This window comes from Faecalibacterium sp. An58 (genome assembly GCF_002161515.1).
Taxonomy (GTDB): Bacteria; Bacillota; Clostridia; order Oscillospirales; family Ruminococcaceae; genus Faecalibacterium; species Faecalibacterium avium.
Window position 1 is genome coordinate 1 of the sequence record NZ_NFHX01000042.1, and the last position, 13,596, is coordinate 13,596.

The window sequence follows — 13,596 nt, forward strand, 5'->3', positions numbered from 1 at the left end:
GATGACGAGGAGTTTCAAAACCCGGTAGACCTGATGTTCGAGGACTTGGCAAAAGAGAAGCCCGACCACTTTGCGGTGCGGCAATATCGTCTTTACAAGCTGGCGGCGGGCAAGACCGCGAAGTCGATTTTGATTTCCTGCGGTGCTAGATTGGCCCCCTTCGACATCGCGGAACTGCGGGAAATTACCGCCTACGATGAACTGGAATTGGACACCCTGGGCGACCGAAAAACAGCGCTGTTCCTCATCATGAGTGACACAGATTCCACGTTTAACTTCCTGATTTCGATGGTCTACACCCAGTTGTTCAACCTGCTCTGCGAGAAGGCCGACGATGTGTACGGCGGGCGACTGCCCGTCCATGTGCGATGCCTCATCGACGAGTGCGCCAACATCGGGCAGATCCCGAACCTCGAAAAGCTGGTAGCTACCATCCGCAGCCGGGAGATTTCGGCCTGCCTGGTTTTGCAGGCGCAGAGCCAGCTCAAGGCGCTGTATAAGGACAACGCCGACACCATTATCGGGAACATGGACAGTCAAGTCTTTCTGGGCGGCTCGGAAAATACCACTCTCAAGGAGCTGTCGGCGACTCTGGGCCGTGAAACCATCGACCTCTACAACACTTCGGACACCCGCGGCAACAGCCCGTCCTTTGGCACCTCGTACCAAAAGACCGGTCACGAACTCATGAGCCGGGATGAGCTGGCCGTTATGGACGGCGGCAAGTGCATCCTGCAGCTGCGGGGCGTGAGGCCTTTTCTGTCCAACAAGTATGACCTGACCCAACACCCCAATTACAAGCTGACCGGAGATTACGACAAGAAGAACCTCTTTGACATTGAGAAGTTTCTTGACCATAGGCTCAGACTCAAACCGTCGGATGTGTACGATGTGGTGGATGCAGATAACGTATAATTTTTGAACCGTTGGCCCTTCCAAAGAGGGCCATTTTTATTTACCCCAGGCCCCAGGATACACCGGCAAATCAGCCTTCGCTGCGGTTGGCAGCTTATCAAAATCAACGATTTCAGGTGTGTATCCGACCGGCCACAAGCTCTTTATTGTAAGGAGGAGATCACCATGGAATTTTTCAATAGCGCAATCGAAGTCCTGCAGACCCTCGTGGTTGCTCTGGGCGCCGGCCTCGGCGTGTGGGGCGGCGTCAACCTGCTGGAAGGGTATGGCTCGGACAACCCCGGCTCGAAAAGCCAGGGCATGAAGCAGCTCATGGCCGGCGGCGGTGTCGCCCTCATCGGCACCACCCTCGTGCCCCTGCTGAGCGGGCTGTTTGGCTGAGCCAGCTGGATAGCGTAACCCTCTAACATGCTCCCACCCAGCGCCCCAAGCGGGAACTGCCGCCCACAGTACAGGGCTTCAAAATTTCGCCCGCGGCGTGCTGGGTAAGGCGGCATTCATCCAAAAACCAACCCATACAAGCACAATTTCAGGAGGACACAAACATGGAAATCTTTTCGATTGCAACCGCGCTCTTTCAGTTTCTCGCGTCCCTCATGAGCCTTTTGTCCCGCTTTCCGCTGATGGGCTAAGGAGGGCGGCCCGTGGACAAGGTACTCCAGAAAATCACCGAGTGGCTCAAGGAGATACTGGTCGGCGGGGTCATGGGCAACTTGTCCGGGATGTTTGATTCGGTCAACGAGCAGGTGGGCGAGATCGGCGAGCAGGTCAGCCTGACCCCCGCCGAGTTTTCGCCCCGGGTCTTTGAGATGGTCCAGGGGGTGTCCGAGTCGGCAATCTTGCCGATCGCGGGCATCTTCCTGACCATCGTGGCCTGCTACGAGCTGATCCAGATGGTCATCGACCACAACAATCTGGCCAACTTCGAGACTTGGACCTTCTTCCGCTGGGTGTTCAAGACCTTCGTGGCCGTCACCCTCATCTCCAATACCTTCGACATCACCATGGCCGTCTTTGACCTGGCCCAAACGGTGGTGGCTGAGTCCAGCGGCATCATCGCGGGCAACACGGCGGTGGATGACACCACCCTGCTCACCCTGCAAACCTCCCTCATGACTCTGGAACTGGGCGAGCTGCTGGCCCTCTACCTGCAATCCTTCCTCATCGGTTTTACCATGAAAATACTCGGTATAGCGATTTTCGTCATCGTGTATGGCCGTATGGTGGAAATCTATCGCGCGTCCAGAAGCGCCGCTTTTCATTCAAAGGCGGTGTGCGGGCATTTTGGGAACCCGGCTTTAGCAAGCCGGTAAAGAAAAGTATCAAAGACGTGAAAAGCGTCACTTTAGCGTCATCCGATTTACCCCGGAGGGAAACTACAAGGGGGACAATAGCGTATCGGAAAAATCGCAAGTTGGGAAAACCATCTACCCACGACTGAGCGGCAAGACGCAACATTGTGAATGAGGAGCAAGGCTAAACTGCTTTAAGGGCAGTCCGAGGCGGGATACTCGACCCGGCGGCGCAGGATGGTTATATTCGCCGTATGTCATAGCGGAATGTGACAGGTAAACACAGACCGCACGATACTTATGACAGCCAGCCGCAGTAAGCGGAAAAGGACGAAAACCCACTACCGACATCACAATACGCTTTTCCCAAAATGTCTAACTGGAGATTGCCTAAACCGGAACGCCGGAACTATCCGGCTATGCGTAATACCGCAAGGTGAGAAATTTCAAGGAGTAAAAACCCAAGAAAGATGACGCTGAATATCCGGCATGGCAACGGAGCCTCCGTAGTAGTCCGAGGGCGGGAAAGCTGTCTACATGGCGAAGGGAGGCAGGATGTCAACCAACCCATAAAAAGGAAAGGTGCGTGAGGCATTATGAGAAGTCCTGAAAATGTGTTGGAAAGCCTAAAATCCAAGGCGTGTAACAAGAGTTACAAGTACGAGCGGTTATACCGCAACCTGTACAATCCACAATTCTATCTGCTGGCATATCAGCGGATACAGGCGAAACCAGGCAACATGACAGCCGGAACAGACGGCAAAACCATTGACGGAATGGGAATGGCAAGGATAAACGCCCTCATTGAAAAGATGCGGGATTTTCGTTATCAGCCTAACCCGGCAAGGAGAACGTATATCCCGAAATCCAATGGGAAAATGCGTCCTCTGGGGATACCGTCATTCGACGATAAACTGATACAGGAGGTGGTGCGGCTCATCTTAGAGAGCATTTATGAGCCAACCTTTAGCAACTATTCCCACGGTTTCCGTATAAACAGAAGCTGTCATACGGCACTCAAATACGTGCAGAAATATTTTACGGGGACAAAGTGGTTCGTTGAGGGAGATATAAAGGGCTGTTTTGACAACGTAGACCATCATGTGTTGATTGCTATTTTGCGAAAGCGGATTGCAGACGAACATTTCATCGGTCTGCTCTGGAAGTTCTTGAAAGCCGGATATATGGAGGATTGGAAATATCACAATACTTATTCCGGTACTCCGCAAGGCTCCATCATCAGCCCTATCCTTGCAAACATCTACATGAACGAACTGGACAGTTATATGGCAGAGTATGCAGAGAAATTCAACTGCGGAAACCGCCGTAAAATCAATCCTGCGTTCAAGAAGAAGCTGGATGTCTGCCGGGGGAAAGAACAAAGGCTTAAAAGAAATCTCTCTAAAATGAGCGAGGAAGAAAAAGAAGGTCTAATTGCAGAAATCCGGGAACTGCGGCGTAGTCTGAAATCTATGCCGTATAGTGACCAGATGGACGATAGCTATAAACGGATTTGCTATATCCGATATGCCGATGATTTCTTAATTGGAGTTATCGGCAGCAAAGGGGACGCAGAACAGATTAAACAAGATGTAGGCTGCTTTATCCGGGAGAAACTTCATCTGGAAATGTCCAGGGAAAAGACATTGATTACTCATGGACATGACTTTGCGAAGTTCTTGGGATATGAGGTCACAATCGCCAAAGGCGAATACAACAAAAAGACCAAAACCGGGGCTACCAGACGGGTAAACAATGGAAAAGTCTTGCTCTATGTTCCCCATGATAAGTGGGTAAAACGACTGTTCTCCTACAATGCCCTCAAGATTAAATACGACAAACAAAATGGAAACAAAGAGGTTTGGGAACCTGTCCGGCGCACTCGCCTGTTGCACTTGGACGATTTGGAAATCTTAAACCAGTACAACGCAGAAATTCGTGGATTGTATAACTACTACCGACTTGCAAACAACGTGTCTGTACTCAATAACTTCTACTATGTAATGAGATACAGTATGCTCAAAACCTTTGCTGGAAAATATCGGACACGAATCAGCAGAATCATTCGAAAATACCGTAAAGGAAAAGATTTTGCCGTGGAGTATTTGCAGAAAAATGGCAAGGTCGGGCAGACACTGTTCTACAATAAGGGATTCCGCCGCGACACCAAAGTAGGCAAGGAAAATCCTGATATAGTGGCAAGAGCCGTTGAGAACTATGGAAGCAACAGCCTCATAAAAAGGCTGAAAGCCAACAAATGCGAGTGGTGTGGTGCGGAGAATATGCCGCTGGAAATGCACCATATTCGAAAACTCAAGGATTTGAAAGGCAGGAAACAATGGGAAATTGCCATGATCGGGCGCAAGCGCAAGACCATGGCGCTTTGCGTTAACTGCCACGACAAATTACACGCTGGAAAATTAGACTGACATCTGGAGAGCCGGATACGCTGAGAGGTGTAAGTCCGGTTCGGAGGGGAGTTCTCGGAAACCTACCATAGCAATATGGCAAGGCGCCGGGTTCTTACCCTACTCGCCGTAAGTTTGGCCCCCATCCCGTTCTCCACCTTCGGCAGCAAGGAACAAAGCCAGATCGGCCAGAACTACTTGCGCAGCTTGCTGGCTTTGGGGTTGCAGGGGTTCCTCATCATGATCTGCGTGGGCATTTACGCGGTGCTCATCCAGGGCGTGTCGTTTGCATCCGACCCCATCGCCTCTATTTGGGGCGTCATTGGGTACACCGTCCTGCTCTGCTTCACACTGCTCAAGACCGGCACTCTCGCCCGCAGCATCCTCAACGCCCATTAGCACCCTGCACCTATTATAAAAGGAGGAAAAATGGCAGCCTATATCTCTGTCCCGCGGGACCTGACGCGGGTCAAATCCAAGATTCTGTTCGGCCTGACCAAACGGCAGATCGTCTGCTTCGGGACCGGCGCACTGATCGGTGTGCCGGTCTACTTTTTTGTCCGAGGCAGCGGCAACCTGAGCCTCGCGGCCCTCGCCATGATCGCGGTCATGCTCCCGTTCTTCTTTTTTGGGATGTACGAGCGCAACGGCCAGCCGCCCGAGGTGGTGGCCCGGCAGTTCTATCAGGCCCGGTTTGTCCGGCCGAAAGTCCGGCCCTACCGCACCAACAACTACTATGCCGCCCTGATGCGGCAGGCAGACGCCCAGGAGGAGGTGACGCGCATTGTTCAAAAAGCGACCGAAAGACAAGCCCGCAGATAAGCCCTTGCTCAATAAGTCCGAGCGCAAGAAGATCGACCGCATCGTAAAAACGGCCCGCTGCGATGACGGCATCCCCCGCACCGCCCAGCAGACCATCCCCTTTGAGCGGATGTTTGCCGACGGTACTTGCCGGGTGCGGGACGGCTACTACACCCGCACCATCCAGTTTCAGGACATCAACTACCAGCTGGCCCTGCAGGAGGACAAGACCGCCATTTTCGAGGAGTGGTGCAGCTTTCTCAACTTCTTTGACAGCTCGGTGCATTTCGAGTTTTCCTTCGTCAACATGGCCGCCGATGCTGAGAGTTTCGAGCGCAGCATCCGCATCCCGCCTCAAAAGGATGGTTTCGACGACATCCGGGCCGAGTACAGTCAGATGCTGAAAACCCAGCTGGCCCAGGGCAACAACGGGCTGACCAAGACGAAATACCTGACCTTCGGTATCGAGGCGGCGTCCATGCGGCAGGCAAAGCCCCGGCTGGACCATTTGCAGAACGATATCCTCAACAACTTCCGCCGCCTTGGCGCGGCCGCCCGCGTCCTGAACGGCTGGGAACGGCTGCGCCTCATGCACGATCTGTTCCACATGGACGGCGAAAGCAAGTTCCGTTTCGACTGGAAGGACCTGCCCAGGTCGGGCCTTTCCGCCAAGGACTTTATCGCGCCGAGTGCTTTTGCCTTCAACACCCGCACCTGCCAGGTGGGCGGCCTGCACGGGGCCATGAGCTTTTTGTCCATCACGGCGTCCGACCTCAGCGACCAACTGCTGAAAGACTTTCTGGGAATGGAATCCAGCCAGATCGTGACCATGCACATCCACTCGGTGGATCAGAACAAGGCCATCAAGACGGTCAAGCGCACCATCACCGAGCTGGACCGCAACACGATCGAGGAGCAGAAGAAAGCTGTCCGTGCGGGCTATGATATCGACATCTTACCGTCGGATTTGGCGACCTATGGCCGGGACGCCAAGAACCTTTTGAAGGAGCTGCAGAGCCAGAACGAGCGGATGTTCCTGCTGACCTTTCTGGTGTTCAACACCGGGCGCACACCCCAGGAACTGGAGACCAACGTCTTTCAGGCGGCCAGCATCGCCCAGAAGCACAACTGCCAGCTCATCCGCCTGGACTGGCAGCAGGAGCAGGGCCTCATGTCCAGCCTGCCCCTGGCCCACAACCTAGTGGAAACCGAGCGGGCGCTGACCACCAGTTCCACCGCCATCTTTATTCCATTTACGACACAGGAGCTGTTCCAGGCGGGGCCCGGCGCACTCTACTACGGCCTCAACGCCCTCTCCAACAACCTCATCATGGTGGACCGCAAGCGGCTCAAAAACCCCAACGGCCTGATTTTGGGCACGCCTGGCAGCGGGAAATCTTTCGCAGCAAAGCGCGAAATTACAAACGCTTTCCTCTCCACAGACGATGATATCATCGTGTGCGATCCCGAGGCAGAGTACGCGGCCCTGGTGGAGCGGCTGCACGGTCAGGTTGTTAAAATCTCGCCTACCAGCACCCAATTTATCAACCCTATGGACATCAACGCCAACTATTCGGAGGAGGATAATCCCATCGCTTTGAAATCGGATTTCATCCTCTCCCTCTGCGAGCTGGTTGTGGGCGGCAAGGAGGGACTGCTTCCCGTCGAGAAAACCGTCATCGACCGGTGCGTGCATCAAATCTACCAGGCGTACTTTCAGGACCCGCGGCCCGAGAAAATGCCGCTGCTGGAGGACCTCTACAAGGCCCTTTTGGAGCAGGAGGAAAAGGAGGCTCACCATGTCGCCACGGCCCTGGAAATCTATGTCAAGGGCAGCCTGAACCTGTTCAACCACCGCACCAACGTGGACATCGACAACCGCTTTGTCTGCTACGACATCCGAGAATTGGGCAAACAGCTCAAAAAGCTGGGAATGCTTGTAGTCCAGGACCAGGTGTGGGGACGCGTCACGGCTAACCGCTACGGCGGAAAAACCACACGGTTCTACTGTGACGAGTTCCACCTTCTCCTGCGGGAGGAACAGACCGCGGCCTATTCGGTGGAGATCTGGAAGCGTTTCCGCAAGTGGGGCGGCGCGCCCACCGGGATCACCCAGAACGTTAAAGACCTGCTGGCTTCCCACGAGGTGTCGAATATTTTCGAGAATTCCGACTTCATCCTCATGCTGAACCAGGCTGCCGGCGACCGGCAGATTCTCGCCAAACAGCTCAACATTTCGCCCCACCAGCTGTCCTATGTGACCCACTCGGGCGAAGGCGAGGGGCTGTTGTTTTATGGCAACGTCATCCTGCCCTTCGTGGACCGCTTCCCGCAGGACACCGAGTTGTACCGCATCATGACCACCAAATTTTCCGACGGCGCAGGTGATGCCGGATGAAGCGGAAAACCACCCGCCTGACCTTCACCGAGGAAGAACTGGCAAACCCGAACGTCCGCCGCGCGGCCAAAAAGGCAACCCGCGCTGTCGACCGGGCCGAGAAAGCCAAGGCAAAACTTTCCACCCGCGCCCCGCCCAAGCGGGGCCTCAAGATGGACACCGACAAGGCCAAAGAGCGGAGCGCCCAGCTCCGCTTCGGCAAGGCGGAATTTGGGGAGGAAATTGTCAAGCCCAAGCGACGCAAGCCAGGTGCGGAGGCGCTGTTGGGCGGCGAAGCACACCGCCAGATCGACAAGCAGAACCAGGATGAAAACGCCGGCGTGCAGGCCGCCCACGAGGGGGAACGCCTGGCTGAGGGCACGGCTAAAAAGCTGAAAGACGGCAAGTACAGCAAGAAACTGAAAGCCTATAAAAAGGCCGAAAAGCTGGACAAAGCCGCCGATAAGGCCAACATCCAAGCGCTGCGGCGCAAGCAGCAAGCCGCGCAGCCCACATCCAATCCCATCTCCCGCTGGAAGCAGCGCCAGCAGATCAAGGCCAGCTATTACGCCAGAAAAACCGGAAGCAAGATGAGCGGCGGCGCGGCCAACACTGCTCGCAGCGCCGCCACCCGGAAGGTCAAAGCCGCCGCAGCCAAAGCGGCGCAGTTCGCTTCCACCCACGCTCACATGCTCCTGATGGGCGGCGTGCTGGTGCTGCTGATCCTGGTGATCTTTTGCTTTATCACGTCCTGCTCGGTGTTCTTCCCGGGCGGGATGGGCACGGTCTGGACCACTTCCTACACCGCCGAGGACGAGGACATTCTGGGCGCGGAGGCCGACTACCAGGCCCTGGAAGAAGCCCTGCGGGCCGAGATCGCGGCCATCCCCTCCAGCTACCCGGACTACGACGAGTATACCTGGGATTTGGCCCCCATCACCCATGACCCGCACGAGTTGGCCGCAGTGCTGACGGCCATCCACGAAGCCTACACCCGCGGCGAGGTGCAGGGCACCATGCAGTCTATTTTTGATGCCCAGTATGAGATCATCTTGACCGAGACCATCGAGATACGCACCCGGACCGAGACCCGCACCGGCACCGACCTCACCACCGGCGACACCTACACCTATGAGGTGGAGGTGCAGTATGAGTGGCGGATCTTGAACATCACCCTGCTGAATTTCGGGATCGACAGCGTGGCCCGCGGGATGTTATCCGGTGACGATCTGGACCGCTATGACATTTTGCAGGAGACTCAGGGCAACCGCCCCGAGCTGTTCGGCGGGGTGTCGGTGGGGTATGGTTCGGACGGCTCCGGCGAGGTGGGCATCGACTACGAGGTGCCGGCAGAAGCGATCAGCGACCCGGAGTTTGCGGCCATGCTGGAGGAAGCCGAGAAGTATCTCGGCACCCCCTATGTCTGGGGCGGCTCGTCGCCAGAGACAGGCTTTGATTGCTCCGGGTATGTCTGCTGGGTGCTGAATCAATCCGGCTGGGATGTAGGCCGCACCACCGCCAACGGTCTGTGGCAGCAGGCAGCCAAAGTGTCGGAGCACGAGGCAAAGCCGGGCGACTTGGTGTTCTTTGAGGGCACCTACGACACCCCCGGCGCGAGCCATGTGGGCATTTACGTGGGTGATGGTATGATGATTTCGGCGGGTGACCCCATCAAATACTCGAACATCCACTCAAGTTATTGGGACAAACACCTGCTGGGTTTTGGCAGGATTCCCAAGTGAAAGGAAGGTGCACAATGAGCGAAAAACTGGACAAGCTGCGGGTCGACCTGGCACGGGCCAGGGAGCGCCGCATCCAGCTGAACAACCGCATCGAGCTGCTGGAACGGCGCATCGCGGAGGCAGAGAAAGTAGAGGTGGCCGAGATGGTGCGGGTGGCAAACCTGACCCCGGAGCAGCTGGCCGCCCTGCTGCAGCAGAACGTCCACACCACCCCGAATCCCGCTGCGCTGGCGGCCGTTGGGGCCGAAATCGAAGAAGGAGGACTCGCGTGAGAAAATTTCTGAATAAACTGACCTGTATAGCCATGTCGCTGACCTGCCTGATGGGCTGCATGGCCACGCCCGCTTTTGCGTACAGCGGCGGAGAAACCGGCGAGAACGTCAAAGCTCCGTCTATTTTTGAGACGGAGGAAGAACCTGTCACTGTGGTGGAACAGGACGCTGGCCCCCTGACCCCCGAGGGCAACCTGACGGTGGTGGACGATTACCAGACCACCTTTTCGGACGGGACGGCCCAGCAGTTCATCACCCTGGTGAGCAAGTCGGGTGCCTATTTTTACCTCATCATCGACCGGGCCGCCGACGGCGACCAGACGGCACACTTCCTCAATATGGTGGACGAGGCCGACCTGCTGGTCCTGATGGACGAGGAGGACATCCCCGAACCGGAGCCGGAACCGGCTCCCGCCCCGGAACCTGAACCCATGCCCGAACCTGAACCTGAACCGGAAAAAGAGGAAGGCGGAGCCGGTAAATTCGTGCTGGTTCTGTTGGTGCTGGCAGGCATCGCCGGCGGTGGAGGCTACTTCTGGATGAAGCTGCAGCAGAAGAAGCGGGAGGCCGAGGAAAACAAGCCTGATCCTGACGCCGATTACCGGGAAGATGAAGAAGAAATCATTCTCCCCGACGGTGAACCCGAACCGGATGCGGCGCAGGACGAGGAAGCTGAACGGAAGGCATACCAGACTTCTGACGGCTACGAGGAGGATTGATAACATTATGGTTTAATCAGAGACAGCCTTTGGGCTGTCTTACATAGTGCCCAAATGTTATGAGTGACAAATAACATGGGAATATGATAAACTGAAATAAAGCAGAAGGTTATACTTCAGCATAAAAATTTGGATGTAATCTGAGAAAATACTCGAAAACAGTAGTTGCAACTGCCAGTTGACAGATTTCCAGGGGGACTTGGTGGTGTGCAACTGTTAAAATTGATAAACTGGAGATACCAAACGAAAGGAGTGGATTCATTATGATTTTAGCCGAAAAGATTATTCAGCTAAGAAAAGCACAGGGATGGTCACAGGAGGAACTGGCGGTTCGGCTGGAGGTATCCAGACAGGCGGTGTCCAAGTGGGAATCCATGTCCTCTATGCCCGACATTGACAAAATTATGAAGCTGAGTGAGTTGTTTGGTGTCAGTACGGATTATCTGTTAAAAGAAGATGCATCTCAGGAAACAGCTTGTGTCGATGAAAGAGAGCCTCTGTCTGTACGGGAAATTTCTCTGGAAGAGGCGGGAGCTTATCTTGCATTGGTAGAAAAAACTTCACTAAAAATATCGATTGGCATCGCACTTTGTATTTTGTCTGCCATACCTGTCATTCTGCTGCCGATTGCATCTTCTCAGCAGCGAATCCCCCTGGAAGAAAGTGCAGCGGCTTCTCTCGGAATTGTAATTCTGCTGTTGATGGTTGCAGCAGCAGTCACTCTGATTTTGTCAAGCGGTATGGCGCTGACTCCGTATGAATATCTGGAAAAGGAACCTATCAAAACGGAATATGGTGTTGCTGGCATTGCAGAGAGTAAGAAAGAAATGTATGCGCCCATCTATAAAAAGGAGCTTTTGACGGGAATCGTTCTCTGTATCCTCAGTGTACTGCCTTTGATGGGCGCTATTGCTCTTGGCGGAGAATGGTTCGTCAGCTGCTCCGTTGCCTTACTGCTTGTACTTGTAGCAATTGGTGTACGATTGATTGTCAGAACCCAATGTGTTTGGGAAAGTTATCAAAAGCTGCTTGAAGAAGGAGATTATACAAGAGAAAACAAGGCCGAGGAAAAAAGAAATGAACCATTTACGGTCTTTTATTGGTTCCTTGTGTTGGCAATCTATATTGGCGTTAGTCTTTATACGAACAACTGGGAAAAGACCTGGATTTTATGGCCGGTTGCTGCACTGCTGTTTTGTGCCTTACTAGGACTCAAAAAGATGCTGACCAACAAGTAGCAAATAGAAGAATATACCAAAATACGATTTACATAGCAGCCTTGCACTCCATGGTGCAGGGCTGTTTTTGTTTCTGAATGGAAAGGAGAACTTATTTTGCCTAACCTGATCGTAACCGAAAAGCCATCGACCTCCCAGGCCATCGCCAAGGCCCTGGGCATCACCAAACGCCATGACGGGTATCTGGAAGGAGGAGAATATCTTGTCAGCTGGTGTGTTGGTCATCTGGTGGAGCTGGCCCCGCCCGGGGCGTATGACCCGCGCTTGGAGCGCTGGGACCGCGCCGACCTGCCCATCCTGCCCGAGAGGTGGCAGTATCTTGTGAGCAGTTCCACCCAAAAGCAGTTTGACATTTTGTGCAAGCTCATGCACCGGGCGGATGTGGACCGCATCGTCTGCGCCACCGACGCCGGGCGGGAGGGCGAGCTGATCTTCCGCCTGGTCTATCACCAGTGCGGGTGCCGCAAGCCGGTCTCCCGACTCTGGATCAGCAGTATGGAGGACGCCGCCATCCGAGCAGGGTTTGAAAATCTCAAGCCCTCAACTGAATACGATTCGCTGTACAAAGCAGCCCTTTGCCGGGAACGCGCCGACTGGTTGGTCGGCATCAACGCGACCCGGCTTTTTTCATGCCTGCACGGCGTCACCCTCAACGTGGGCCGGGTCATGACTCCTACCCTGGCCATGACAGTGGAGCGAGAAGCGGCCATTGAGGCTTTCCACCCCGAACCTTTTTATATGGTAATGCTCAAGATGGAGGATTGCATGGCGTCCAGCGAACGATTCAAAGACAAGTCCCAGGCGGAGGAGTTACTGGCAGAATGCAGGAAAAGCAGCCAGACCGTTGTGCAAAAGAGCGAGCGCAGAGAGAGATCCGAGCGCCCACCGGCCCTCTATGACCTGACCACCCTCCAGCGGGATGCCAACCGGCTGCTGGGCTATTCGGCCCAGCAGACACTTGACTACACCCAGGCACTCTACGAGAAAAAGCTCGTCACCTATCCCCGCACCGACAGTCGCTACCTCACCGAGGACATGGCGGCGGGTTTGCCCGGCCTGGTCATGGACACGGCGGCAGCGTTTGGTTTTCGGGGTGCGGTTCCGGTCCACGGAAAGCAAGTCATCCACAACCAAAAGGTCAGCGACCACCACGCCATTCTGCCAACACAGAGCGTGGCCGGGGCTGACCTTTCTTCTTTGCCCGTGGGTGAGGCCAGTATCCTGCGTCTGATCGCCGCCCGACTGCTGTCCGCTGTGGGTGAACCCTACCGCTATGCCGAAACTACGGTACAATTCGAGTGTGCCGGGCAGACCTTCACGGCTAAAGGCAGGACGGTTTTGGATGAAGGCTGGAAGGCTGTGGAGCGGGCCATTCTTGGCGATACCACTAAAAAAGACAAGGAAAAACTGGGGATTTTGCCCGAGGTGCAGGGCCAAGAAACTCTGCCCATCCTGGACGCCGAGCTGAAAGAGGGCAAAACGTCCCCGCCCAAGCACTTCACCGAGGATACTTTGTTGGCCGCGATGGAATCCGCCGGCGCGGACAGCATACCGGAAGAAGCCGAGCGTCGGGGCATCGGGACACCCGCCACCCGGGCGGCCACCATCGAGAAGCTGGTACAGAAAGGTTTTCTTGCCCGGGAGGGCGGCGGCAAGGCAAAGCACCTTATTCCCTCCGAGAAAGGCCGCACCCTCATCGCCGCGATGCCCGAGCAGCTCAAATCTCCGGCTATGACCGCTGAATGGGAAACGAAGCTCACACAAATCGAGAAGGGCCAGTATGTGCCCGAACAGTTTATGGAGGAAATCGAATCTATGATGAAAACGCTTGT

Annotated in this window: 12 protein-coding genes; all 12 read left to right on the forward strand. The window is 55.0% G+C overall.

Annotated features, from left to right (window positions below; translation table 11 throughout):
• On the forward strand, positions 1 to 915 hold a 915-nt coding region (locus tag B5G12_RS13465), incomplete at its 5' end, for a VirD4-like conjugal transfer protein, CD1115 family (RefSeq protein WP_144064171.1).
• A 165-nt stretch (positions 916 to 1,080) separates the two neighbouring features.
• Positions 1,081 to 1,296 (forward strand): Maff2 family mobile element protein, encoded by a 216-nt coding sequence (locus B5G12_RS13470; protein WP_087231647.1) that lies wholly within the window; start codon positions 1,081 to 1,083, stop codon positions 1,294 to 1,296.
• 263 nt (positions 1,297 to 1,559) lie between these two features.
• Complete coding sequence (locus B5G12_RS13475; RefSeq protein ID WP_087325395.1) at positions 1,560 to 2,228, forward strand: VirB6/TrbL-like conjugal transfer protein, CD1112 family; 669 nt, start codon at positions 1,560 to 1,562, stop codon at positions 2,226 to 2,228.
• A 575-nt stretch (positions 2,229 to 2,803) separates the two neighbouring features.
• Entirely contained in the window at positions 2,804 to 4,636 is a 1,833-nt protein-coding gene (locus B5G12_RS13480) for a reverse transcriptase/maturase family protein (protein WP_087325396.1), read from the forward strand.
• A 75-nt stretch (positions 4,637 to 4,711) separates the two neighbouring features.
• The gene (locus B5G12_RS13485; RefSeq protein ID WP_087325397.1) at positions 4,712 to 5,014 is read left to right on the forward strand and encodes a hypothetical protein; all 303 of its coding nucleotides are present in this window, start codon (positions 4,712 to 4,714) and stop codon (positions 5,012 to 5,014) included.
• Between the two features lie 30 nt (positions 5,015 to 5,044).
• Positions 5,045 to 5,437 (forward strand): PrgI family protein, encoded by a 393-nt coding sequence (locus B5G12_RS13490; protein ID WP_087325398.1) that lies wholly within the window; start codon positions 5,045 to 5,047, stop codon positions 5,435 to 5,437.
• A 31-nt stretch (positions 5,438 to 5,468) separates the two neighbouring features.
• Positions 5,469 to 7,814: a VirB4-like conjugal transfer ATPase, CD1110 family gene (locus B5G12_RS13495; RefSeq protein WP_522731450.1), complete on the forward strand. Its 2,346-nt coding sequence runs from the start codon at positions 5,469 to 5,471 to the stop codon at positions 7,812 to 7,814.
• Positions 7,811 to 9,535: a C40 family peptidase gene (locus B5G12_RS13500; RefSeq protein WP_087325400.1), complete on the forward strand. Its 1,725-nt coding sequence runs from the start codon at positions 7,811 to 7,813 to the stop codon at positions 9,533 to 9,535. Before B5G12_RS13495 ends, B5G12_RS13500 begins: the two co-directional genes overlap by 4 nt.
• 14 nt (positions 9,536 to 9,549) lie before the next feature.
• Positions 9,550 to 9,807: a DUF4315 family protein gene (locus B5G12_RS13505; RefSeq protein ID WP_087325401.1), complete on the forward strand. Its 258-nt coding sequence runs from the start codon at positions 9,550 to 9,552 to the stop codon at positions 9,805 to 9,807.
• A complete protein-coding gene (locus B5G12_RS13510; protein WP_242956054.1) occupies positions 9,804 to 10,526 on the forward strand; it encodes a DUF4366 domain-containing protein in 723 nt (240 codons plus the stop codon). The genes B5G12_RS13505 and B5G12_RS13510 overlap by 4 nt, the downstream gene beginning before the upstream one ends.
• Before the next feature lie 263 nt (positions 10,527 to 10,789).
• A complete protein-coding gene (locus tag B5G12_RS13515; RefSeq protein ID WP_087325402.1) occupies positions 10,790 to 11,764 on the forward strand; it encodes a helix-turn-helix domain-containing protein in 975 nt (324 codons plus the stop codon).
• A 96-nt stretch (positions 11,765 to 11,860) separates the two neighbouring features.
• Positions 11,861 to 13,596, forward strand: a 1,736-nt coding sequence (locus B5G12_RS13520; protein ID WP_522731449.1) for a DNA topoisomerase 3, incomplete at its 3' end; no start/stop codon positions are given.

What these genes read in the sequence shown, in the direction of transcription:
- B5G12_RS13485 (WP_087325397.1), top strand. Translation starts at nt 4,712, where the DNA reads ATGGCAAGGCGCCGGGTTCTTACCCTACTCGCCGTAAGTTTGGCCCCC.
- B5G12_RS13470 (WP_087231647.1), top strand. Translation starts at nt 1,081, where the DNA reads ATGGAATTTTTCAATAGCGCAATCGAAGTCCTGCAGACCCTCGTGGTT.
- B5G12_RS13490 (WP_087325398.1), top strand. Translation starts at nt 5,045, where the DNA reads ATGGCAGCCTATATCTCTGTCCCGCGGGACCTGACGCGGGTCAAATCC.
- B5G12_RS13500 (WP_087325400.1), top strand. Translation starts at nt 7,811, where the DNA reads ATGAAGCGGAAAACCACCCGCCTGACCTTCACCGAGGAAGAACTGGCA.
- B5G12_RS13505 (WP_087325401.1), top strand. Translation starts at nt 9,550, where the DNA reads ATGAGCGAAAAACTGGACAAGCTGCGGGTCGACCTGGCACGGGCCAGG.
- B5G12_RS13480 (WP_087325396.1), top strand. Translation starts at nt 2,804, where the DNA reads ATGAGAAGTCCTGAAAATGTGTTGGAAAGCCTAAAATCCAAGGCGTGT.
- B5G12_RS13515 (WP_087325402.1), top strand. Translation starts at nt 10,790, where the DNA reads ATGATTTTAGCCGAAAAGATTATTCAGCTAAGAAAAGCACAGGGATGG.